Consider the following 21,184-nt stretch of genomic DNA (forward strand, 5'->3'; position numbering starts at 1 on the left):
AGAGCACCTATGTTCTATGCGCAGCGCCCGTGTTCCATGCGCAGCGCCCGCGTTCGCCGCCCGCGCGGTGACAAGGCCGTGGCCGCATCACGCGCCTAGGTCCGTTAGACCTCGTCGTTGTCCGAGGTCAAGGCTGTGCCACTTTGGTCGTGAATGCACGTGACTCCCGCATCCTCGCATTCCATGCCGGTACCGCTACTAGGCGGTGGCGGCGCGACATTGTTCGAGTCACGATCGTAGGGTCCGCTGACATCGGAATCCGGATTGCCGTTACCGGAGTTATCGGCGGGCACCGCTCCAAGACGCCCTTGCAGCGACGAGGTTGCTGCGCCGCCGGACATCGGCCCGATAGCCAGGTTCACCCTCGAAATCGCCGATGCGCCCAGACCTATCCCTGGCGCCCAGACCACCAGCGCCACAGCCGCCGCTATGCACGAGACCCCCTCTCGTACCGAGTATTTCATAGTCGTTCACCTCATGATCCACGCCGGGTGACGGTGATCGAGGGTCTCCAGACAACGACGAAGCCTGCCGCGCCACCTCTGGCAACGGCACACAGATCACCACATCAACACGGTGCGCTATCGCAATAATTGCGCCTATGCATACAATGCTACACCGGTGTTGCTCATGCGCAATGGTTGCGCTATAACAGTTAAGCGACAATGATGACGGTCATGGGTTCAGTGCGAAGCAGCACCGGCACTCGACGGGTGTCCGAAGCGCACATCGATGTCGTGATGGAGGCCTGCCGCGCGTTGGTCGGTATTGCCGCAGCCTCGGTAGCTGAGGTCGATGATCATGTCACGCTGCCGCAGCTTCGGGTGTTAATCATGATTTCAACGCAGGGCCCCCTGAATATCGCGGCGATCGCCGCCGGGCTCAAGGTCAATCCGTCCAATGCCAGTCGGGCCTGTGACCGGCTGGTGCGTGCTGGGCTGCTGGACCGCCAAGAGTCCCCGGCGGATCGACGTAACTCAACGTTAAGCCTGACCGATCGCGGCACTGAGATTGTGCAGGCCATCACCGATCGGCGCCGCGAGGCCATTGAACAGGCCCTGCGAGCGATCGACCCGGCCCAGCGTGGCCATGTGGTGTCGGCGTTCAAGCACTTCACCGCGGCCGCGGGAGAATCCGCCGAGCATCTGCAGTTCACCGTGCTATGGCCGGGCAACGCCTAAGTCCACCGGCGCTCGGCCTGTCGCTTGCGGTCCGGTCCAAGCCCCTGCGTGTTTATTGACACCCGCGTGATGCGCACAGTGTCCTAATATGACGCGCCAGATTGTGCAGTTACCGCCGTTTTGGCGCTTCTCGTTCTCAGTGAAGTCTCAGCGCCTGGTGGGCATTGTCGGGGTATGTCGAACATTGATGAAACGAACAAGGCTGATGAACCAGCCGAAGACGCGAAGGCGCAGAGCGCTGAACTGAGCCCGGAGACTGGAACAGACCGTAGGCCGCTGTTCATCCGTGCGGCAGCAATTGCGGGCGCTGCGGTGGCCGTCGTGGCGGTGCTGGGGTTGACGTTCGGTGCCGGGGTCTGGGCGGGTAGCGAGTTTGGTGATGACTATGGCCGAGATGATCGCGGGCATAGCGAGTCACGATCGCATCAGCATGACTCCCATGACGATGATGACGACATCGACGAGCGCGGGCGCCGAGATGCCGCAGAGAGTGAGGGTCGCGCCGATAACGGGGGCATGTCTAGCAAGGGCGAGCAGGTATACCCGGGCCGCGACCGTATCCAGGCTCCGGCAGCCTCCTCAACTGCACCCATCGCTGCGCCGACGACGTCTGGTCGGTCGTAGGTCTGCGATGATTGCCGGATATGGTCACCACCTGTGAGGCCGTATCCGGTGCCGGCGATGCACATCGAGGGCTGGCAGTGAAGGGGCGTGGAGTCGGTAGAGCGCTGTTGAGCCGTGTGCGGGGTTGGGGTGGTGGGATCGCGATCCGCTCAGCGCTGGTGGCGGCCGCCGTGGTGTTAGCCAGTTTGATGATTGTGGGTTCGGTGTCGGTGGTGCTGCTGTATCGCTCGATGTGCGCCGATGTCGATGACGCCGCCAATGCCCGCGCTGCGGCGGTGGCGAAGCGGCTGGGTAAGGAACCGCCCGATGAGCTGGAGTCGGTGTTGTTGTCCACCGATCAGCGGATCGTGGCGGTACAGGTCGTCAACGCCAGCGGCCAGATCGTGCGACGTTCGGACTCGGGCCCCAAGCAGCCACTGATCTTGCTGCGCGGCAATGATTTTCGCAGCCCGCAAGTGGGTGTTCCTGCTACTGCCGATGATGATATTCGTGTGGCTGCGGTGGTGGTTGACGGCCGCAAAGGCCGGTACACGGTGTTGGTGGGTGGCGGTATTGAGCCGATCGAGTCGATGACCTCGACGGTGGCCACCATGCTGTCGATCACTGCACCGGTCGTCGCGGTGGTTGCCGCAGTGGTGACATACCTGTTGGTGCGGCGCTCCTTGCGCTCGGTCGATGCGATCCGTTCCCGCGTCACCCAGATCAGCGCTTCTGATCTGAGCGGGCGGGTGCCGGTACCCGGGCGCGCTGATGAGATTTCGGCGCTGGCGGTCACTATGAACGAGATGCTGGGACGGATTGAAGCCGGGCACACCGCTCAACGCCGGTTCGTCGGGGATGCCTCCCATGAGCTCAGAAGCCCGTTGGCAACGGTGATTTCGGCGCTAGAGATCGCTCAAAACCATCCCGAGGTGTTCGACAAGACCCTCGTGCAGACCGCGTTGCTGCCGGAGGCTCACCGGATGCAGTCCCTTGTCGAAGATCTACTGCTGCTCGCCAGGGCCGATGAGCACGGCCTTCCGATGCGCCGCACCGAAATTGATCTCGATGATCTAGCCAGCGACGAGGTTACGCGGCTTAAACGGGAAACGTCGCTGCAGGTTTCCGGGGATCTGGCGGCGGTCAAAGTCACCGGAGACGCGCTAGGGCTGGCACGGGTGCTGCGAAATCTGGCCGACAACGCCGCCCGCCACGCACGCAGCCAGGTGTCCATCGTGGTCCGCGCCGACGCCGACAACGCATATCTGCAGGTCTGCGACGATGGCCCGGGCATCCCAGTCGCTGAGCGCGGCCGCGTGTTTGAACGGTTTGTGCGCCTTGACGCCGACCGCTCCCGGCACGGCGGCGGCAGCGGGCTTGGGCTAGCGATTGTGGCCGAAATCGTTGCCGCGCACAAAGGCGCGGTGGATATCAGCGGCCGCGAAGGCGGCGGGACGGTGCTGACCGTTCGGCTGCCGCTGGCGAACTAGCTGACTCGGACCCAGTGTTTCGGCTGCACATACGCTTCAGCGCCAGGTTCCTGGGGCCGTGTCGTTACGGTAGCCGGGGTCAGTTGTCGGCGGCGTACTCACCTGATTCGAGCCGGTAGCCCACGCCGCGGACCGTGATGATCAGGTGGGCGCCGATCTTGCGGCGTAGGTAGCCGACATAAACTTCGACCACGTTGTCGGGGCCGTCATAGTGATTGTCCCAAACATTTTGCAGGATATCGGTTTTGGTGACTGCGGCGTCTTTGTTGCGTAGTAGGTATTCGAGTAGGCCGTATTCGCGCGGTGTCAACGAGACCGGGGTTCCGGCGCGTTCGACGACCCTGCGGGTGGGATCTAGCGAGATCTCGCCGGCAGTGAGTACTACGGGACGTTTGGGTGCGCCGCGGCGTATCAGGGCGCGCAGGCGGGCGGTGAGCACCATGAACGAGAACGGTTTGGTCAGATAGTCATCGGCGCCCAGATCGAAGGCATCGGTCTGGTCGTAGTCGCCATCTTTGGCGGTGAGCATCAACGCTGGGGTCCACACGTGTGCGGCCCGCATTCGGCGCAGGACCTCGTAGCCGCTCAGGCCCGGCAGCATGATGTCCAGGACGATCACGTCGAAGGCTTCGTTGGTGGCCTGCCATAGTCCGTCGATTCCGTCGCTGACAGTTACCACGATGAATCCTTCGGCCCTCAGGCCAGCCGTCACCGTTTCGGCGAGCAGCGGTTCATCTTCGACGAGCAGCACCCGCACTGTGCACCTTCCCGGAGTCGCTTATGGTTGCGTTCAGTCTTACAGCCCAGGGTGCGCGGCGCCCGATGCTGGCGCTGATCCACCGACCGAGATGGCGGCGCTCTCGTGGGCGCGTTCCTGCGCCTCCGCTGCCGTGACTGCGGCACCGAACAACATCAGAGCGCCGATGATCAGGATGGCTGCCTCGCGGCGGGCGCTGGTCATAATCCGGGCCTTTCTCTGTATCTGCTGGCCTTGGGGCGCCGATCGCCCGAAGGAACTGCCGTCAGATTGACACCCGGTGGCTGTGAGGATGCTGAGCGCCGAGACCGCATCCGGTTCTCAGCAGATCTTCAGCACCGCGGCGCTAGGGTGCGGCACAGATCCCGGACACCTACAACAGATTTGGCAGGTTCATCGCCGTGTCGAGCTACAAGCTTCCCCAAGTCACCGCCCTATTCTGGGTTCTGAAGATCGCCGCAACCACGCTCGGGGAAACCGGTGGCGATCTGATAGCGCAAACCCTAGGGCTTGGCTATGCTGCCGCCTCGATCTTGTTCATTTCGATTTTTGTGGTGAGTCTGCTTGCGCAGCTGCGTGCCCGCCAGTTCCATCCGGCCTTGTACTGGACGGTGATCGCCGCGACCAGCACCGCCGGCACCACCATGTCCGATCTGATCAACCGCGGCCCCGGCTCAGACACCGACACGACCGGCGGCCTGGGCTATGGGGTCGGGGCACTTCTGCTGATCACTGGACTCGTCATCGTCTTTGCGATCTGGAAGTTGACCCGGGAAACTTTCGACGTCGCCAACATCACCACCTTGCGCGGTGAAGTCCTCTACTGGGCCGCCATCTTGCTATCCAACACCCTCGGCACCTCACTGGGCGACTACCTCGCCGACAGCTCAGGACTGGGTTACTGGGGCAGTGCGGCACTGATCGCCGCCATCATGACGATCATCTTGATTGCCCATTACCTGACCAACGTCTCGGCAGTCCTGCTGTTCTGGGCGGCGTTCATCCTGACCCGACCGCTTGGGGCCACCGTGGGCGACTTACTGTCCAAACCACTGGACAAGGGAGGCTTAGCTCTGGGCACCTGGGGAACCTCGGCGGCACTATTAGCGATTCTCGTCATCGGTATCGCGTTCGGATACCGCAAGACTGGCCCCACCGCAACCGAAGAGGACCCCGATGCCGATCTCCGAGAGCTAGCCCTCGACTAGCCTAAAGACATTGGGTACCCGTTAATCTCATAGCCCAAACGTTTCGCCTATCAAGCCGATCATCGCGACGATCGAAGTGGCCGCAGCGCAAAACACCGCCGACTTGGCCACCAGCCAATGGTCTCGGTCGATCCTGAACCGATCACCGCGACCTGCGGCATCGGCCAGCGCCGCATCAGGGTCAACAACAGTGAAACCGGATCTTCTGTTCATTTCAGGATTGTCCATGGCCTCACCATGCCGGGTAGCGCCTTATATTTCGCTGAGAATGACCGATATTCCTGAACCTGTTGCACGGCTACAGTTTCGGCGCCGCTTCTAAGGCACGGCGGCCCGTCCTGGTCCATCTGACTGCGGGCCGACCAATACCGGGCGGGCTTGGTGGAGTCAGATCGCCGTGCGATGAACATCTTTCAAAGTCCGGCGCCCTAGCCGTTTTATGCACTGGCCTGGATCCCACCGGCTATCAGTGAACGTCGGACAGCGATGAACCTGATTGTGCACCCATTGTTCGATCAGACTAGGGGTTAAGGCCACCCATGCAGGACATTCGGCGCCATTCGACACCGCCTCAACTGGATCAGCCACCTGACCGTCACCACCTGGAAGCACCGCTAAAGAAGATCCACCGCTACAAACTGATCATCGTGGACGAAGTTGACTGCGTCCCGTTCGCCCACGCCGCCGCCAATCTGGTTTGCCAACTCGATGAACGCGACGTTCTGGCAACTCATTCCTGCCGAACGCGCGACAGCTGTCTTAGCCAGTCAATATAACCCCGAACTGCGACTCGACATGATCTCAAGTATGCGGGGCTTGCATGCCTAGAAGCGCTCACACCAAACCAGCAGATTTCCTAATGGTTTTGGGATCACTTAGACAGCATGGCCGACCGCCAGCGTCCGTCGCAGACCAAATCACAAGCTGCCGCCGGCCAGTCAGTCCAGAAACTCGAGCCCACCGCGGGGCAACAAGATTCTGCGCTTGAGGATTCAAACTCCTGCCCTCCCCGCACCTATGCGTAACGCTGCAAGATATGGCAAGACCACCAAAATGGGCAGTAACGGTGCAGACCAAGTCGGACCCGCGATATGAGGTCCGGACGCACGCAAAGCGCCCGGACGGCAAGCGCTACCAGCAGAAGCGCAGATTCAAGACTCTCGCGGCTGCTGTCGAGTGGCACACGCTCGTCATGTCTGAACTCCGCAGCGGTGGCGAAAATCTCTCCGCGCCCCTGACCGTCAAGCAGGCCGTCGAGGACTGGCTGTCAGGACAACGGATCCGGGATACGACCATGGCCGCATACGTAGCCAGCCTTCGCCCCATTGTGGACATGCTCGGCGACCGGGCTATCAGCTCGATCACCAAAAACGATATCGAAAGCGTGGTGCAAGCACTACGCACGGGCGCATCGGTGTCGGGCACCTGGCACGGACCCAAGAAGCTAAAAGGTAAACAGGTGCGATCGCGTTGGGAGGCAACAAGTATCAACCCGATGCTGGCCCGGATGCGGTCAATCATGTCCGACCTTGTGGATCAGGGCGCGTTGCCCCGCAACCCCGCCTCGCTCGTGAAGTCTCTGCGGCCGGTAAGATCCAGCACGACCCGGACTCTGGAAGCCGACGAGATTCCAATCCTGCTGCAAGACACGGAGACCCACCCTTTCGGAATCGCATGGCGGCTAGCGCTCATGGGGCTACGGCGCAGCGAAATTCTCGCGTTGACGTGGGACATGATCGACTTCCAGAAGAATGAGTTGGGCATCGCTACCGCTCGCCTTGCCGTTGCGGGCGGCTCCCGCATCGGCCCGACTAAGACACTCAGCAGCACCCGTAAATTACCGATGCCCACCGACCTCGTCTGGGCACTGCTTCGTCTACAGGGCCGGCAAGCCCAGACGAGAGAAGCCCTCGGCTATCGGTGGCCGAACTCAAATTTGATCGTTCTCGACGCAAGCGGGAAACCTCCGCATCCGCGCACACTGACCAAGGAATGGAAGGTTGCGCTCAGAGCGGCCAATCTCCCCCTTGTTCGTCTTCATGACGCACGGCATTCGTGTGCCACGTTGATGCACCTGAACGGCGTCCCAGCCGTGGTAATCGCTGCCTGGTTGGGTCACGCAGACCCCGGGTTCACCTTACGGACGTATACACATTCGAACCCTGCAGCACTGTCTGCAGCAGCGCAGTATCTCGACAGCGTCACTCAGCAGATCGCGACACCGGAACCGGACGCAGTCGCGTAGCTGCCAGTTTTGACAAGCCGCTACTTCCACGTTGAGCGATTCGCAGACTGAGAGGTGAAGGCGCGAAAGCTGTTACACAAGTAGACATTGCAACAACGAGAGGTTTTTGCATCCCCCAGAAACAGCGAGACCTCCTTATCCACGGGTGCGGGGAGGTCTGCAACGAAGAGCGTACTACGCCTCAGCAAGCCACACGACTCCATTACTAATCTGCAAGAAACTGCGCAGTAGCCGGGGCGCGTTGCGGTGCGCCAAGCACTTTCAGGTCACATACACCAACGAGTTTCTCGGCTGAGCTGACATGCGTCGACCACTTGACTCGGGGTCAAGTGGTCGCAGGTTCAAATCCTGTCAGCCCGATAGAGAATTGCACAGGTAGGAGACAGTTCCGAGAGGCCGGCAGCCGTCTTTTCGACACCCGGTACGGGTATGAGTGGCCACGCAAATGACAACCCGCGTCCGAATCAGCTTCGTCCGGTTCATTGATTCGGGTCTGATTCGACGGGTGCGACCGTGACAGTGGGGAGGTGGCCGGTGAGCGTCAACTGCGCCGCACCCGGACCGACGACCACGCTGCCAAGGAATTTCAACAGATAACTCTCGGTGGTCGAGTCCGCGGCGAGGCGGCGCACCACTTTGATTCCTTCGCGTTCGGCTATGCGCTGGCCACCATTCTGTACGCCGATGGGAGTCACGATGATTCCGCCGGATGCGCCCAAGTCGCGGATCGAATACGCGAGCGCCGCCACTGCGTTCTGCTTCACCTTGGAAGTGGTCAGCCGCCGACATTCGATGACGATGACCCCACCACCGTTTGTTGGGACACCCCTGCCGTCGATCTCCCAGTCGGTCGCGTCCCCGACGAGTGTCTGTTTATGCTGGCGAGATCTTAGGAGACGGCCACAGATCCAGTCCTTAGGATTGAACACTGGAGAGAGCGTCGGGTACCCCACTCGTTCGAACCGACCGCCAGAGCCGTTGTACTGCCTGCGCATTCACTCTTCCACCAGGCCTGGTTTGTCATTTATCCGCCCTCATTCGCCGATCGCTTCCGATCTGGCCACTTCGACTGGCGAGAAAGGCAGCGTCAAATAAAGCACTACGGATTAACCACGTCACACAGCTCCTCAACGAAAGTGATCTACCGCGTCGAACACCATGCTTGGGCGCCCGGGACACGCCCGCTTAGTCTTGGGTTTCGGTACAGACGGTGAATTTGCGTACCGGGTGCGGATATCCTCCGTCAGGGCAGCTATCGAGGGTCGTTGTATCGAGGACAATCTTTGTTGGTTTGATCTTGCGGGGCGCATTTGGATCGGTGCAGGAGACTTTCGCTACAGGCTGGGCCAGGCTGATGCACGCGCCGGCATCCCAGGCTAAGTCGAGGCACGCGGTGTACTGGCCAGTGGCCTGGGAATTGTGGTAGTACGAACGGTCAATATCACCGCATTCCTGGGGAACGTTGACGCGCTGCACGATTCGGTACGTATGTTGTGGCGAGCCACAATCAACGAGTGTGAGTACGGCGTTGACTGCGGGTCCGCTCAGGTTCACGCAGCCGCCGACTGGCGCTTCAGCCTGCCCGTTCGTGGTCAGTGTCGCCGGCGAAGGGAACTGTCCGGGAATGTTATTGAAGTCTGTCGACTCACGAGCTGACGGTGATGCAGGATCGGCCGGTGTTGGTTTTTCTAATTGCCCACACGCCGTTAACGCTGCGGTACACGCCGCAATAACGAGAATCCGAATCTTCATATCCCCTCGAATGAATATAATCGGTAGCAGCCGTAATTCCGGTCTGCTATCTAGATAATGTCAATATCTAGCGAAAGCCCAAGGGCAGCTAGCTGTTTTATCTGGTCATGGCGCAAAGATATTGAAGGATAGTATCCCGCGTCCGCACTGCACTGAAATGCTACTTCGGCGCTGAGGCCCATCGCTGCCACAGTTTCGCGGAATCTCTCACCCACTGGTAAAAGCAGGGTGAGTAGCCGGTCCATTTCGCTCTCTAAGTGGACGGCCTCGTGCTTGCCGAGGTCAATTTTCCAGGCGTCTTCAGTGAAGGCGAGTTGCGGAGAGCGCGCTTCGCCTGCACGCACAGTCCGTGTTGGCGTCAGTAAAACTGCAGCTGTAAATGTGTCGGGGTCAAACAATCCCGTAACGTTCAGCAGCGTTCTGATAACAGGAATGCTGGAAGGATCGAGCTCAGATGTCATTGATATTTATCCCTAGCGGATCGCCCTCGCCACGCCCGCCTTTTGGCTTCACGTAGATATTTCCCTCTCGGTCCTTGTACAGATCGAACTTCGAGGCGTTCTTACCGCCTTTAAGCTCGTGAACATCAAATCCGGCGTTCTCCAGCTTCTTGATGTCTCCCTTGGTTAGGAGCTTATCTTGCGCTGGATTGCGACCGCTAGGGCCTTCGGAGGGCGCTTGGCAGATTGTCAAAGTGGCGCTTGTCCACTGGGCGTTGCCCGGTATGAAAACTGAGGCGCCGGGGGCCACACTTACGGTTCCCGAGAACGGCATCAAACCTGGGAAAGTGCCTAGCCAGGATAGTTGTTGTGTCGCCAAGTTATAGGTGTAATCCGCGCCCACGATCCTTTTCGGAATGCCATCGGTTGGTACGCACGGCTGACTTGTTTCATCGTCGCCAGGTGATTGTTTATGGGGGCCACCTTGCTCAGGTGCGCAACTGCATTCAAAGGCAGGACCCCACTGGCGACTGGGTTGCCCGAAGAGGTTCCCGGCACCACCCATCGCCGACGCGATAAAGCTGGCCATCTGTTCAGCAAGACCGTAATACTGAGCCTGTTGCTGACATTGCTGTTGCAGTTCGCGGTCCTGCTGGTCTTGTTGACTGGGCTGCTGAGTCTGCGTGGGAGCATTATTTTGCTGATGGTCCTGCTGGGGAGAATTCTGTTGTGGTGCTTGGTAATCCGGATTCTCCGTACCGGGTCCCTGAGTGTATGGGGTTGCTGTTTGATAATCAGGGATTTGGGTTCCGTGCGCAGGCTGCTGCCCCTGTTGAGACTGTTGTGCACCTTGCTGCGATGGAACTTGCTGTGCCCCTGGCGATCCCGTGTTGTAGATGCTGATACCAGAATTCTGATCTAACGGCGGCTGGTTGATACCGCCCTGATAGTCAGGCATCTGCGGCGGCAAGCCTGGGGGCTGGAACTGGGATCCATTCATCCCACCCGGGCCCCCGCCAGGGCCACCCGTGGGACCGGTCGGATCCGCAGCGGCTGTCTGGACTGTCGAAAACCCGCTGCCAGGCACGGTGTGGTCGCTGGCCACCTTCGCTCCGCCGAAGGCTAGCGCCACACCGGCGACCACCGCCGATGCTCTACGCAAACCCGTCGACATGCGCCAACGATCACTCATAATCATGCGCAGCTTGCCCCTCCCGATACTTGCTGTACACCACGTACGGGCGCAGCCGATGCGAGGATCATGACAGAATGCACAGGGTTATGTCCAGGCATCTGCGAGATTTTGGTGTTTGCTAAATCGAGCATCACAAGCTGGCTGACGTATCGAACTGGTACGTAACCTGCGGCTACGTGGCGATCACGTATATGCGCAACACGTGCACAGAAGCCGCCCAAGCGTTGGATTAGCTACGACCCCGAGATGGCGCTCCGGCTGTCGTTCTCTGGCGGGCCAGATCGGGCCAGGTTGTTCGGTCCACCTCGCCCGCGCAGCTGGGTGCCGGTTTGTGTGAGTGCATCGTGTATGTACCCATATGAGTGTCCATGGGCGGCCGCCAACGTGCGAATACTTGCACCAGCTTCATACGCCGCCCTGAGCTCCGCGCGCTCCTGGGTGCGTTCAACTCCACGTGTTTTCATCGCGACCTTCCCCCCGGACACTTGCTGACCAATTTTATCCGATAGGCCACACAGATACGTGCCCACCACAAGCGGCACAGCCCCGCCGCACCAGTCCAGACAATGCGCTGCAGCGCTTGTCTGGCTTTATATGCCGGATAGTTCGACCGCGAGCGCCGACCGTGCCATCAACGCCTTCTACAACACCAGACGGCGGGCCCGATCAGTTTGTCCTAGCCGATCGCCGCCCTGCCTCCGACGATGAGCACCAACTGCATTGGCGCGAACCTGGCTCGCATAACTATCAACCTGATGTTCAGCGCCGTCGCCGACCACATGCTCTACCTGCCCCGGCGGGCGAGCCGCAGCTGCTACGAGCCGGTTGGCTCAACGCCATCAAACACTGTCAGGTCGACTACACCGGCGCCAGCAGCTGCCCCGCCCTGACCCAACGCCACCTACCCCGCCGCCGAGCCGGTCCCACTCTGCCCACAATGAGGCCCACGTGATGCATAAGCAATAAGTAGCCCTGGCCGATCGTGGTGCGGGATATCTGTCATGGTCGGCGAGGCAATTATTCCGAGCGCGCGGGCAGCAGAAGAGCGAAAAAGCATGCGAATCGCCACCTGCCATGCCACCAGTAGTGCGAGGTTGCAAGGAACCGTTGCCCGTCGATCTGTGCGAGTTCATCATGAAAGCGCCTGATATAGGGCGGATTATCGGGGTTGTCGTGATCGAGGAGCACGACGTCCGCACCGATGCACACGCAACCCTGCACGTCCGTATCGCCCGCCGTACTTCCGCAGCACCGCTGCGCCTCCCGGCGGTGTGCGACCTTCCCGAAGTCGGTGCCGGCGGGAACGACGACACCTGCTGCCACAGGGAGTTCGTCTGGACCGGCGTGAACGTCACCTCCTGCTGGATGTGCCACTGGCACCGCCGCCCCGAGGATCACCGTACTGCGGTACGTGCCGAACTGCAGGACTGGCGCATGAGTGGAACGCACGAACATAGGAAGAAGTGAGTTGCAGTCCGCTAACCTCAGACGACACACCGGTCACAATTGCACCATCTGACTCGTCAGTACCTGACCATAAGGTGACGATGTCTGGGACTGAACCCGGACTCAGGGACTGACCCAGCTGAGGAGGCCCCCATGGCGGACCGTTCTGCAATCGAGTGGACCGAGGCGACGTGGAACCCCGTCACGGGCTGCGACCGCATCTCGGCGGGCTGCGACCACTGCTACGCGATGACCCTGGCCAAGAGGCTCAAAGCAATGGGCTCAACGAAGTATCAGGTCGATGGCGACCCTCGCACTTCCGGTCCTGGATTCGGCGTGACGATGCATCCCCAAGCGCTCGGCGAACCGCTGCGATGGAAAAACTCGCGGGTGGTGTTCGTGAATTCGATGTCCGACCTGTTCCACGCCAAAGTACCGGTCAACTTCATCCGCGACGTATTCGACGTGTGCCGCGACACCCCGCAGCACACCTACCAGGTGCTCACGAAACGAAGTCTGCGCCTACGCCGCATCGCCGACAAGCTCAACTGGCCGGACAACTTGTGGATGGGCGTGTCGGTTGAGAACGCAGACGTCTTGCCCCGCATCGATCATCTCCGAGAGGTTCCCGCCGTCGTGCGGTTCTTATCCTGTGAACCGCTGATCGGTCCACTCGACGGAATCGATCTGAGCGGCATCGGCTGGGTCATCGCGGGCGGCGAGTCTGGTCCGCGGTACCGACCGATGGAGCTGTCTTGGGCGCGTGGTATCCGCGACGCCTGTCGCGACGCCGAGGTACCGTTCTTCTTCAAGCAGTGGGGGGGCCGCACTCCGAAGGCGCTCGGCCGCGAACTCGACGGCCAACTGTGGGACGAGATGCCCGAGGCCGCGACGGGTTAGCGGCCGTCGTCCACACCTTCGTCGTCATCCGGGCCTTCCTCGAATATTTGGATGCGGCTTGCGGCCGGCCATGGCGAGTTCTTCGGCGCCGTCACTGGAGACACTCGGACCACGAGTCCTTCGCGGAATAAACGGCCGAGCGCAGTACGCACGTGGGGTTCGGTATAGCCGAGGATCTGCGCATGGCTGACCAGCGCTGTGAAATCGTGAACGCCGATCTGCTCGCGGAAGTCATCGATCAGGTTGTCGATGTCCGGATCGAGCAGACTCGGCTGAAATGCCGTAGCTGCACTGGCTCCGCGGCCACTTGTGGGATCCGCTGACCACTTGGCGGAGTTCCAGCATTCCAGGCCACCCTGGTGATGTGTAGCAAAAATCAAGGAGTAACGCGTGTACCGACGCGCTACATCGACATCGAACGATGACGTGTGACACCCAAGCGACTCGAGCTTCTCGCAGTAGAGCTTGACGAGCGCGGCCTTCGACTGTGCGGTGGTGAGACCATCGGGGATGCTCTTCCAGGTGTCGTCTCCGTAGAGGTTGTTCATCACCGACGTCATCGCGGAATTAGCGCGGTACCGATGCGCTTCATCGGCCATGAAGGTGATCACGACTTCGTTCTTGGGGACCTTCGCAATCTCGGCGACGATAGACCACGGGATCTGCTTGAGTCCGTACGGGTCGATGATCCACAGCGCCAGCTTTCCCAGCGGAGCGTGCGTCTGGCGCACCTCACCCACGATGTCCTCGAACCTTTTCGGCCCGACAGCGACGTGGCTAATCCTGTCATCTGCCGGAAGAGCCTTCATACGTCCGTCCAGGGCCTCGCATCGCCTCGGATCCAGGTCGTTCGTCACGTAGGTGAGAGGCTGGAAGTTCGGCCGGCAGATGTGTTCTCGGAACAGCTTCGCAATCATGATCGCGCTACCGTCGAGACCGTCGGAATACATCCCCGAACCGGCGAACCCGTCGATGATCGTCCCCGGCTTCGCCCACTTGCCCTGCAGCACCTTTCCCATCCAGCACGCTATGTACCGCCGGTAGAAAGCGTGCTTGAGGCGAGTGTGCGGGTCGGACTCATAGTCCACCTGTTTACGCAGGTCATCCTTGCGCGTCACCAGAGAACCCACATCTCATCGGTGGCCCGTCGTGCATTGATGTACGTCACCCGGCACTCCTCCCCGTTCTCACGCAGCGTATCGGCCAAGACGGACGGGACCGGTCAGCCGCGCCGCGGCGTTTGGCTACCCGAGTCCGACGCTCTGGAGAACATGGTTTTCGCCCGAACGCACCCGCCCCAGGACTCTGCCTATCTGCTCAGGAAGTGTCGAAGACCGGGTTTGTGGCGTTTACTCGCTTCACAGTCCTTGATCCCGAAGCCCGGCCGGTTCTGCGCGATAGTCCCGCCGCGGATCACCCAGGCTCGCAGGTGTTCTCGGTGTGGTGCGCCCGCTGGCCGGGATACCAACGACTGTGAGACGGCGAGGTGGGAGGTCGTAGCTCAGGCGGCATTACGTTCCACGAACTCCTGAAGAGCCACAGTAGAGATAAGTCGGCGGCGCCCCAGCTTCACCGAGGAGATGTCCCCACTTTGGATCCGCGTGTACAGAAACGCACGAGAACAGCACAGCATCGCCGCCGCCTCGTTCACGGAGAGCAGCCTCCTTGGCTCAGGGCTGGGTACCTCCTGCCCCTTTGCGATCGCAGTGATATACACCGCAAGCGCAGCCGCCAAACCGTCTACAGAGTTCGATTCATTCATGCATCTAGCGTGTCAGTTGGTTTCCGGAAGCCGAGCCCACAGTCACGACACGCCGAAATCTGGCAGTTTTTAATGATCGAGATAACTCCACAACGCTGAAACGCTCCAGTGCATGCCAAGACCACCGAAATGGGTAGTTCTCGTCGAGACCCGAGCGGGCAAGAGATACGAGGTACGAACGCACTGCACACGACCAGACGGCACACGCTTCCAGCACAAGCGCAGATTCAAGACTCTCAAGGCCGCAGTTGAGTGGCGTGCCACTTTCCTATCCGAGTTTATGCACGGTAGGCGCATAGCACCTGAAACCTTAACCGTGCGGCAAGCCGTCGACGCGTGGCTCTCAGGACAACGAATTCGTCAGACAACTATGGCCGCATATGTCGCCAGCCTTCGCCCCCTCGTAGACATGCTGGGCGACAGAGCAATTCAGTCGATCACCAAAAATGATATCGAGTCCGTGGTTCAAGCGTTGCGTTCGGGCACCTCGGTGATGGGAGCGTGGCACGGGCCAGAGAAGTTCAAGGCCAAACGGGTGCGGTCGCCCTGGGCCGCAACAAGCATCAACCCTATGCTGGCCCGGATACGGGCTATCATGGCCGACCTTGTCGACCAGGGCGTTTTGACTCGCAACCCCGCCTCACGGGTGAAGTCTCTGCCGACCCAGAGAAAAACGATAAGGACATTGTCAGCAGAGCAGATCTCAACCTTTCTGCAAGCCACAGAGGAATACCCGTTCGGCATAGCCTGGCGGCTGGCACTTTTGGGTTTGCGCCGCAGCGAAATCCTCGCACTGACATGGGATGCGATCGACTTCGAGAAGGACGTCCTAAGTATCAGCGCTGCGCGCCTTGCTGTTTCGGGCGGCTCCCGCATCGGGCCGACCAAGACGCCCTCCAGCACTCGTGACCTGCCGATGCCTACCGATCTCGCCTCAGCCCTGCGCCGAGCTAAGGACCGGAGGGCTAAGACGCAAGAAGCTCTCGGTAGTGGCTGGCCGACCTCAAACATGATCATCCTCGACGAGCACGGAGCTCCCCCACATCCGAACACACTGACGCACGCTTGGAGAGCGGCGCTGGAAGCAGCCAATCTCCCCCGTGTGCGCCTTCATGATGCGCGGCATTCGTGCGCCACGCTGATGCACCTAAACGGCATCCCAGCCGTAGTGATCGCCGCCTGGCTAGGTCACCGGGACGCTGCGTTCACCTTGCGAACGTATGCGCACTCAAACCCAAGCGAGCTGTCCGCTGCAGCCAAGTTCCACGAGAGGCTGACTCAGCTGAGACCGCCTCATCGAAAACTGATGACACCGATAGCCGCGTATCTCAGCAACTCGACGGATCGATAGCGGTAGGTGTAGCCACTACACGAAAAAGCCAATGACAGAGCCGTAATAAGCAACTCTGCAAATAGCGCCACAGGCGAGTATCCCCGCTCGTAGCAATGACCCATAAAAATGGCTAACTCACCTGATCCCAGGGTGGGGAGCTGCAGCCTCACTGCCGCCGCTCCACCAACGCGATCAGTTTCCGTACGCCGAGAGGGTTTAGGTAGCAAACTCATCTGCATCTTGAACGTGAACACGTGTATCCGATCGAGCTGCAACGGAGTTCCGCGCCCAACCGAGATATCGAGCACCTAACCGAGAGAGTCGAATGATCGTGGGTTTGAACTCCCGCGACGATGAACTCAAGGGTGGAACCCCAAGTTCCACAACCTAATTAGCCTAATCTCATCGGTCAGCCAGCGCCTACTCGGGAACTGGCTAGCCAGTTTTCTGACACACACTCGACGCAGGCACATCTAGGCCGGTCTCCTAGGCGATCAATCCACACGGCCGCAAGAGAGCAATCAGTACCTCCCACCGGAATCAGACAGCAAACCTAACACCTCACTTCAAAAGCAAGGGTGGCGAGTCCAGCGCACAGGAAGGTCACCCTAAGACAGCGGACACCGAGTCCCACGCCGTGCCAACAGCCTCGATGCCAAAGTGACGGGACAGACTCCATGGACAACCATGGATAGACAGAATTGGGTCAATTGTGGGTCAAATTCCGAAGCTCAGGAAGGGCAAAATACTCTTTGACCTGCGCTTTCTGGTGGTCCCGGCTGGGTTCGAACCAGCGACCCCTCGCGTGTGAGGCGGCTTGCATGCAGTCTACGCTCGTCCATTCCGAACGTGCTGGTACAAAGCGTATCACCATTTGTCCAGGTAGAACAGGTTTGTCTAACCCTTACGGGTCATCGGTGGGTCAACGGGGGTTGAGCAGGGGCACCCGAAAAATGGGTCATCGGCGGGTCAACGACGCTGGCGCGCGGATTCTCCAGCCATGAGTCGCGAACGAGAGCTTCCCGGCTGCCGACTCGAACCTGAGTCACTGAGAACACCAAGATCCGAATCAGCTGTTTCTCGGCGTGTCGGAACCGCTCACTGGAGACCACCACACTCGCCCTAGACGATCAGAGTCATGAGCAACAACGACCCCATTTCCGAGGCGCTAGGTACTTTGATGCGCTCGGCCTCGCCTGAACAGGTTGAGCAGCTGGCGGCAATATTCCCCACAGCCAACGCGGCACAAGCTGTGTCGGCCACCGATCGTCCGAAGCTGTATCGCGTGGAAGAAGCAGCCAAACAGCTTTGCATCAGCCGAGCCCATCTCTATGCATTGATTCGGTCAGGGGAAGTTAACGCGGTGAAACTCGGACGATCCCGACGAATCCCCACGGCTGAAGTTGAACGGCTCCTTAAAGGCAACGCGGCATAACGGGCAATCGTCAGCGCTAATCCGCGCCGCCTCTCCACTCAAGAGCCGCACGCCGGCGCTCAGATCCGAGTTCCACCGCTGTATCGGCGTGTCGTCTCGGTCGCGGAGAGCGTAGGGCTGATCACTCGAATACTACTGTCATGACGATCCGAGATGGCGTCCAAAGTCGGCGCACAGCAGGCGAATCTGCCTCCCTGGCAGCATCGACCGGAGCTACCTCTGTCGTGATCGCGTTCCGCGGTGTCGGATCGCGCCGCGGATACGCCTATTGCGCGAAATCAGCCACCGGCGTTTGGTCGGGCATCGCGAAGTCCCCGAATCTGCAGACTGCACTGTTCGATGTCATTGCGACTCTGCGGGTTACGCAGCCGACCCATTGTCACCTACAGGTGATGGTCCCACCCCGGGTCGTTTGGGCAGCACGGGCACAACTGACCGCTATCCAATCGGCCTTGAACGTCACCGTAATCAGCGCCGCCGAGAGGTACGTGAGACTGCTGATGGGCGAGGCCGCCCAGGTGCTCGACGAAATCGCCCCCGTTGCGCCTGAAAAGAAGAAATCCCCCAAACCACGCCCACCTGAGACCTTGCTACCGCCGGTCACAGTGGCCACCGATGGGTCGGTCCGCAAAACGTCCCTCGGTTGTGGATGGTTGGCAGACAGCGGCGCTTTCGGGTTGCGCGGATTCCAGCATTCGAATCGTATGCATGGAGGATCGAAAGTCTTGATATCGGAGCTTCGTGGAATCGATGAGGCGTTGCGGCGTCTGGGACGACATGAGCACATCACGCTGTTCACCGACTGCCAAGCAGCGATCGCGATGGCCAATGCCTGGCAGAGAGGAGAGCAGGTAATGCCTGGCGGCTACATCACCGAGCTTGGAGAAGGCGAAGAGGCGGAACTGGTCTCAGCGTTTCGACGTATCCACCGACTCCGGGAACGCGTCGAGATCCGTTGGGTGCGCTCTCACAGCGGGGAACCACTGAACGAAGGTGCTGATGCGTTGGCGCGCCTTGCTTCCCGGTATATGCGTGGAGACAGCGGACTGTCTCGACAGGAATACCGCCAGCGCGCCGCGGCGTTGGCCGAAGCCTTCGCCGGCGCATTCTGTGCCACGACCGCCGCAGCCTGAAAGGACCACGCATGAGCATCAAGACGCACGAGATCTCCAATCGACTCCGACAGCTCGGCGATGCTCCGATCCGAAAGCTGGTGCCAGCAGCCACGGCGGTAGCCGTGTTCTCCCTCGGCGCGATTAGCGGTGCGGCCTACATGCAGCTCCGTGATGACCGTGTCGCGCATTCGTCATCGGTGACGAGCACGGTGTCAGATGGGGAATTGAAATACGCATTTCTGGTGAATGGGTTGCGGAGCCGTGATCTTGGTGAGAAGCGCGATCGGGCAGTGACCAATCTGCGCGCGGCTCGCACACAGACATCGAAATCGCTCTCCGCTGCCTGCCGCGATCCACGCGCGCTACAAGAGCCAGTCACCGGGACCACCACCGCGGCAGAGAGCGCGCTGTACGACGTCGAACGCTACAACGCGGCTCTGCACGAATACGGCACGTCAGCAGACCAGTTCCCTCTCATGACCTATCGCCCGGTAGGGCTCTACACCCGTGACGGTGCGAAGCTGGCCTACTTCACCGATGGATCCGGCCGAGTACAACGAGATCCTGCACTCGACGGAAAATCGTCGCTATACCAACTGGATTGGTGCCGGTCCCTGCGCGACTTCAACGCGGGATAGTTCTATCCCTACTGCTGGCTCTGACCTGATTCCCGACAAACAGCGGAACCTCCTGGCGAATATGGTTACCGCGACCTCGATAAGCGCCTGAATGTCACGTCCCTCTCCGCTGCATCGACGTCCAGTAGCTCGCCGGAACCATCTTGGCTGAGGCCACTGCCCTCAACAGAACAGTGCGGTGTTTGGCGGGATCGAAGTCGGACTCGCCGATCACGACGTCGTTAGGCCCCAGCGCCTGAGTGCCAGCAATGCGCACCCGGATCACGCGCAGACCACGTCGCGCATAGAACCGGTTGCGCATGATGTCCTCTGCGACTTTCTCCGGCGCTCCATGCCAGTGCGCCGGATCGACTTCCACCACCGCGAACGGCTTGCGCAGCAAGATGTCCGGCGTGAAAAAGCGGTTCTTGCCGGCGCTGTCACGTCCCATACACATCAGCGTCCCCTGCGGATAGGTGCGATACCCGGCATTTTCGAGCACCTTGCGCACACGCATCTCGGTCTTGGATGTCGCCGTGGAGCCGCCAAGCGAAAGGTCACCCGGGCGCGCGTTGACGCGGTCCATCTTCGGTAGAACCGGCGGCGTTTTGCGCTGGTGCCACCACATCATCGTCCAGACCGCCAGCAGCGCCATCGGCACCACCGGGTGCAGCAGAAACTCTTTCATGACCGAGACCGTAGGTAGACCCAGCACACACGGGCCGACCGCGGCGCGCACGTTGGGTGGTCGCGCGGCCTAACTGAGCATCGAGCTGCCTCGACTACAGAGCGTGGCGAGCTTGTTCGGCACATATCACCAGGGAGGAGCCGTCTCAATGCACCGGCGAGAAGTCCGAATTCACTCCACCAGTCAGTACGAGCGCCACTGCCGCGCACTCGGATACAAACCAGCCGAGATCACCTTGCTCGTGATCGGATTCCACACCGGATGGGAACAGGGGTTTGCGACAAGTCAGAGTGAATTGCCGACATCGCAACTAGGCGCCGCAGACCACTAGCGCGCGGTTCACCAGCACTCCCCTCGTGCGTCCTCCCGATCCCCGCACATCCCCAAATCCGCATCGGGGTGCATAGCGGCACGGTCCATCTCGGACATCGAAGCTCGAGCTGCTCGCGCCTCTTCGCGCTCAGCGGCATACGGGTCGTCCATCTTGTTCTCCTGTTGTTCGGTCGAATTGCGGTCGTTGAGCCGCAGCGTCTCGGCGTTTGGGGCGAGTTCGGGTTATCCCCCACCTCCGGCCTCATAAGCGAGGCCGAGAGCCTTAAGCGCAGTGAGCGCTTGACCTTCGTCTTTCACTACGAAGTCCTCAAGATGTTCAGCGATACCGTGCGGCCGAACACGCCACCCTTCCGATCCGCCTACAACGGTTTCACTCTTGGCATACGCGAGGCAGGTGCCGGAACCCGCAACATAGAGGCGATACTCGTTGTCCGCCTGGGTGATGAGGTGACTCATGCCGCACCGGCCTGTTCAGTGCGGAGCTGACGCTGAAGACGCATCAGCGACCTGGTCGTGTCATACACAGACTCTGGGTAGCCGCGCTCGTCCACCAACTTGCCCGCGATGGAAACGACTTCTCGCGGTGTCGAGGTCGCGGTGAAGCCAAGTTCGACAGCGTTCTCACAAAGTTCCATTACCCCGCCTTTCAAGTTCTCTATTTTAGAGAATAGATGATTGGGGTGA

Annotated in this window: 24 protein-coding genes and 2 pseudogenes; 12 read left to right on the forward strand and 14 right to left on the reverse strand. The window is 60.4% G+C overall.

The window, feature by feature from the left end; all coding sequences use genetic code 11:
• Window positions 1-104 precede the first annotated feature (104 nt).
• A complete protein-coding gene (locus tag AOT87_RS07475) occupies window positions 105-464 on the reverse strand; it encodes a hypothetical protein (RefSeq protein WP_057969951.1) in 360 nt (119 codons plus the stop codon).
• Between the two features lie 213 nt (window positions 465-677).
• Between AOT87_RS07475 and AOT87_RS07480 the strand changes: the two genes are divergently transcribed.
• The 3 genes from AOT87_RS07480 (at window position 678) to AOT87_RS07490 (ending at window position 3,274) form a co-directional block, all read left to right on the forward strand.
• Window positions 678-1,181: a MarR family transcriptional regulator gene (locus tag AOT87_RS07480; RefSeq protein WP_057969961.1), complete on the forward strand. Its 504-nt coding sequence runs from the start codon at window positions 678-680 to the stop codon at window positions 1,179-1,181.
• A 174-nt stretch (window positions 1,182-1,355) separates the two neighbouring features.
• On the forward strand, window positions 1,356-1,805 hold the full coding sequence (locus AOT87_RS07485) for a hypothetical protein (RefSeq protein ID WP_057969950.1): 450 nt from the start codon (window positions 1,356-1,358) through the stop codon (window positions 1,803-1,805).
• 20 nt (window positions 1,806-1,825) lie between these two features.
• Window positions 1,826-3,274, forward strand: coding sequence for a HAMP domain-containing sensor histidine kinase (locus AOT87_RS07490; protein ID WP_057969949.1), 1,449 nt, complete (start codon window positions 1,826-1,828; stop codon window positions 3,272-3,274).
• Between the two features lie 79 nt (window positions 3,275-3,353).
• Here AOT87_RS07490 and AOT87_RS07495 read toward each other — a convergent pair whose 3' ends face one another.
• Entirely contained in the window at window positions 3,354-4,031 is a 678-nt protein-coding gene (locus tag AOT87_RS07495) for a response regulator transcription factor (RefSeq protein WP_005064635.1), read from the reverse strand.
• 39 nt (window positions 4,032-4,070) lie between these two features.
• Window positions 4,071-4,235, reverse strand: a complete 165-nt coding sequence (locus tag AOT87_RS29005) for a hypothetical protein (RefSeq protein ID WP_164497063.1) — start codon at window positions 4,233-4,235, stop codon at window positions 4,071-4,073.
• Window positions 4,236-4,426: 191 nt separating this feature from the next.
• On the opposite strand from AOT87_RS29005, the gene AOT87_RS07500 reads away from it, so the two are divergent.
• Window positions 4,427-5,239 carry a hypothetical protein gene (locus AOT87_RS07500; protein WP_057969948.1) on the forward strand — a complete coding sequence of 271 codons (813 nt, stop codon included), beginning with the start codon at window positions 4,427-4,429 and terminating at the stop codon, window positions 5,237-5,239.
• A 27-nt stretch (window positions 5,240-5,266) separates the two neighbouring features.
• On the opposite strand, the gene AOT87_RS07505 is transcribed toward AOT87_RS07500, so the two are convergent.
• Window positions 5,267-5,467 carry a hypothetical protein gene (locus AOT87_RS07505; protein ID WP_057969947.1) on the reverse strand — a complete coding sequence of 67 codons (201 nt, stop codon included), beginning with the start codon at window positions 5,465-5,467 and terminating at the stop codon, window positions 5,267-5,269.
• An 808-nt stretch (window positions 5,468-6,275) separates the two neighbouring features.
• Here AOT87_RS07505 and AOT87_RS07510 point away from each other — a divergent pair.
• Window positions 6,276-7,484: a site-specific integrase gene (locus AOT87_RS07510; RefSeq protein ID WP_057969946.1), complete on the forward strand. Its 1,209-nt coding sequence runs from the start codon at window positions 6,276-6,278 to the stop codon at window positions 7,482-7,484.
• A 479-nt stretch (window positions 7,485-7,963) separates the two neighbouring features.
• Here AOT87_RS07510 and AOT87_RS07520 read toward each other — a convergent pair whose 3' ends face one another.
• From AOT87_RS07520 to AOT87_RS29010, 6 genes and pseudogenes are all read right to left on the reverse strand, one after another.
• Window positions 7,964-8,413, reverse strand: a complete 450-nt coding sequence (locus AOT87_RS07520; RefSeq protein ID WP_057969945.1) for a restriction endonuclease — start codon at window positions 8,411-8,413, stop codon at window positions 7,964-7,966.
• Window positions 8,414-8,669: 256 nt separating this feature from the next.
• Complete coding sequence (locus AOT87_RS27620; protein WP_082634989.1) at window positions 8,670-9,038, reverse strand: hypothetical protein; 369 nt, start codon at window positions 9,036-9,038, stop codon at window positions 8,670-8,672.
• Between the two features lie 248 nt (window positions 9,039-9,286).
• Window positions 9,287-9,697 carry a DUF4279 domain-containing protein gene (locus AOT87_RS07525; protein WP_082634988.1) on the reverse strand — a complete coding sequence of 137 codons (411 nt, stop codon included), beginning with the start codon at window positions 9,695-9,697 and terminating at the stop codon, window positions 9,287-9,289.
• Window positions 9,687-10,010: a polymorphic toxin type 33 domain-containing protein gene (locus tag AOT87_RS29595; RefSeq protein ID WP_341533214.1), complete on the reverse strand. Its 324-nt coding sequence runs from the start codon at window positions 10,008-10,010 to the stop codon at window positions 9,687-9,689. The genes AOT87_RS07525 and AOT87_RS29595 overlap by 11 nt, the downstream gene beginning before the upstream one ends.
• Before the next feature lie 141 nt (window positions 10,011-10,151).
• Window positions 10,152-10,874 (reverse strand): annotated as a pseudogene (locus AOT87_RS29600) (hypothetical protein); the annotation flags it as partial.
• Between the two features lie 230 nt (window positions 10,875-11,104).
• Window positions 11,105-11,335 carry a helix-turn-helix domain-containing protein gene (locus AOT87_RS29010; RefSeq protein WP_082634986.1) on the reverse strand — a complete coding sequence of 77 codons (231 nt, stop codon included), beginning with the start codon at window positions 11,333-11,335 and terminating at the stop codon, window positions 11,105-11,107.
• A gap of 252 nt (window positions 11,336-11,587) precedes the next feature.
• Here AOT87_RS29010 and AOT87_RS29015 point away from each other — a divergent pair.
• From AOT87_RS29015 to AOT87_RS07545, 3 genes and pseudogenes are all read left to right on the forward strand, one after another.
• Window positions 11,588-11,823: pseudogene (locus AOT87_RS29015) on the forward strand (hypothetical protein); the annotation flags it as partial.
• 182 nt (window positions 11,824-12,005) lie between these two features.
• Window positions 12,006-12,338, forward strand: coding sequence for a hypothetical protein (locus AOT87_RS28655; RefSeq protein ID WP_131727304.1), 333 nt, complete (start codon window positions 12,006-12,008; stop codon window positions 12,336-12,338).
• A 132-nt stretch (window positions 12,339-12,470) separates the two neighbouring features.
• Complete coding sequence (locus tag AOT87_RS07545; protein WP_057969942.1) at window positions 12,471-13,217, forward strand: phage Gp37/Gp68 family protein; 747 nt, start codon at window positions 12,471-12,473, stop codon at window positions 13,215-13,217.
• On the opposite strand, the gene tcmP is transcribed toward AOT87_RS07545, so the two are convergent.
• A complete protein-coding gene (gene tcmP, locus AOT87_RS07550) occupies window positions 13,214-14,335 on the reverse strand; it encodes a three-Cys-motif partner protein TcmP (protein WP_157859005.1) in 1,122 nt (373 codons plus the stop codon). The genes AOT87_RS07545 and tcmP overlap by 4 nt on opposite strands.
• A gap of 383 nt (window positions 14,336-14,718) precedes the next feature.
• Window positions 14,719-14,979: a helix-turn-helix domain-containing protein gene (locus AOT87_RS07555; RefSeq protein ID WP_057969940.1), complete on the reverse strand. Its 261-nt coding sequence runs from the start codon at window positions 14,977-14,979 to the stop codon at window positions 14,719-14,721.
• A 370-nt stretch (window positions 14,980-15,349) separates the two neighbouring features.
• On the opposite strand from AOT87_RS07555, the gene AOT87_RS07560 reads away from it, so the two are divergent.
• From AOT87_RS07560 to AOT87_RS07570, 4 genes are all read left to right on the forward strand, one after another.
• Window positions 15,350-16,330, forward strand: a complete 981-nt coding sequence (locus tag AOT87_RS07560; RefSeq protein ID WP_240483281.1) for a tyrosine-type recombinase/integrase — start codon at window positions 15,350-15,352, stop codon at window positions 16,328-16,330.
• A gap of 1,120 nt (window positions 16,331-17,450) precedes the next feature.
• Window positions 17,451-17,747, forward strand: a complete 297-nt coding sequence (locus AOT87_RS27640) for a helix-turn-helix domain-containing protein (RefSeq protein ID WP_074323850.1) — start codon at window positions 17,451-17,453, stop codon at window positions 17,745-17,747.
• Between the two features lie 140 nt (window positions 17,748-17,887).
• Window positions 17,888-18,880, forward strand: a complete 993-nt coding sequence (locus tag AOT87_RS07565; protein WP_237085097.1) for an RNase H family protein — start codon at window positions 17,888-17,890, stop codon at window positions 18,878-18,880.
• 11 nt (window positions 18,881-18,891) lie between these two features.
• Window positions 18,892-19,500, forward strand: coding sequence for a hypothetical protein (locus AOT87_RS07570; protein WP_057969939.1), 609 nt, complete (start codon window positions 18,892-18,894; stop codon window positions 19,498-19,500).
• Window positions 19,501-19,594: 94 nt separating this feature from the next.
• Here AOT87_RS07570 and AOT87_RS07575 read toward each other — a convergent pair whose 3' ends face one another.
• Both AOT87_RS07575 and AOT87_RS07585 read right to left on the reverse strand, forming a co-directional pair.
• Window positions 19,595-20,167 (reverse strand): hypothetical protein, encoded by a 573-nt coding sequence (locus tag AOT87_RS07575; RefSeq protein WP_074246150.1) that lies wholly within the window; start codon window positions 20,165-20,167, stop codon window positions 19,595-19,597.
• A 785-nt stretch (window positions 20,168-20,952) separates the two neighbouring features.
• Window positions 20,953-21,135, reverse strand: coding sequence for a hypothetical protein (locus AOT87_RS07585; RefSeq protein ID WP_052525678.1), 183 nt, complete (start codon window positions 21,133-21,135; stop codon window positions 20,953-20,955).
• Window positions 21,136-21,184: the final 49 nt, after the last annotated feature.

Origin of the sequence: Mycobacteroides sp. H003 (assembly GCF_001440135.1) — a bacterium.
Classification (GTDB): domain Bacteria; phylum Actinomycetota; class Actinomycetes; order Mycobacteriales; family Mycobacteriaceae; genus Mycobacterium; species Mycobacterium gwanakae.

Excerpts from the sequence above, each read along its gene's own strand:
- AOT87_RS29010 (WP_082634986.1), bottom strand. The coding sequence starts at position 11,335 with ATGAAAACACGTGGAGTTGAACGCACCCAGGAGCGCGCGGAGCTCAGG.
- AOT87_RS07575 (WP_074246150.1), bottom strand. The coding sequence starts at position 20,167 with ATGAAAGAGTTTCTGCTGCACCCGGTGGTGCCGATGGCGCTGCTGGCG.
- AOT87_RS07570 (WP_057969939.1), top strand. The coding sequence starts at position 18,892 with ATGAGCATCAAGACGCACGAGATCTCCAATCGACTCCGACAGCTCGGC.
- AOT87_RS27640 (WP_074323850.1), top strand. The coding sequence starts at position 17,451 with ATGAGCAACAACGACCCCATTTCCGAGGCGCTAGGTACTTTGATGCGC.
- AOT87_RS07475 (WP_057969951.1), bottom strand. The coding sequence starts at position 464 with ATGAAATACTCGGTACGAGAGGGGGTCTCGTGCATAGCGGCGGCTGTG.
- AOT87_RS07525 (WP_082634988.1), bottom strand. The coding sequence starts at position 9,697 with ATGACATCTGAGCTCGATCCTTCCAGCATTCCTGTTATCAGAACGCTG.
- AOT87_RS07585 (WP_052525678.1), bottom strand. The coding sequence starts at position 21,135 with ATGGAACTTTGTGAGAACGCTGTCGAACTTGGCTTCACCGCGACCTCG.
- AOT87_RS29595 (WP_341533214.1), bottom strand. The coding sequence starts at position 10,010 with ATGCCGTTCTCGGGAACCGTAAGTGTGGCCCCCGGCGCCTCAGTTTTC.
- AOT87_RS07565 (WP_237085097.1), top strand. The coding sequence starts at position 17,888 with ATGACGATCCGAGATGGCGTCCAAAGTCGGCGCACAGCAGGCGAATCT.
- AOT87_RS28655 (WP_131727304.1), top strand. The coding sequence starts at position 12,006 with ATGAAAGCGCCTGATATAGGGCGGATTATCGGGGTTGTCGTGATCGAG.
- AOT87_RS07505 (WP_057969947.1), bottom strand. The coding sequence starts at position 5,467 with ATGGACAATCCTGAAATGAACAGAAGATCCGGTTTCACTGTTGTTGAC.
- AOT87_RS07480 (WP_057969961.1), top strand. The coding sequence starts at position 678 with ATGGGTTCAGTGCGAAGCAGCACCGGCACTCGACGGGTGTCCGAAGCG.
- AOT87_RS07555 (WP_057969940.1), bottom strand. The coding sequence starts at position 14,979 with ATGAATGAATCGAACTCTGTAGACGGTTTGGCGGCTGCGCTTGCGGTG.
- AOT87_RS07490 (WP_057969949.1), top strand. The coding sequence starts at position 1,826 with ATGGTCACCACCTGTGAGGCCGTATCCGGTGCCGGCGATGCACATCGA.
- AOT87_RS07560 (WP_240483281.1), top strand. The coding sequence starts at position 15,350 with ATGGCCGCATATGTCGCCAGCCTTCGCCCCCTCGTAGACATGCTGGGC.
- AOT87_RS29005 (WP_164497063.1), bottom strand. The coding sequence starts at position 4,235 with ATGACCAGCGCCCGCCGCGAGGCAGCCATCCTGATCATCGGCGCTCTG.
- AOT87_RS07485 (WP_057969950.1), top strand. The coding sequence starts at position 1,356 with ATGTCGAACATTGATGAAACGAACAAGGCTGATGAACCAGCCGAAGAC.
- AOT87_RS07510 (WP_057969946.1), top strand. The coding sequence starts at position 6,276 with ATGGCAAGACCACCAAAATGGGCAGTAACGGTGCAGACCAAGTCGGAC.
- AOT87_RS07545 (WP_057969942.1), top strand. The coding sequence starts at position 12,471 with ATGGCGGACCGTTCTGCAATCGAGTGGACCGAGGCGACGTGGAACCCC.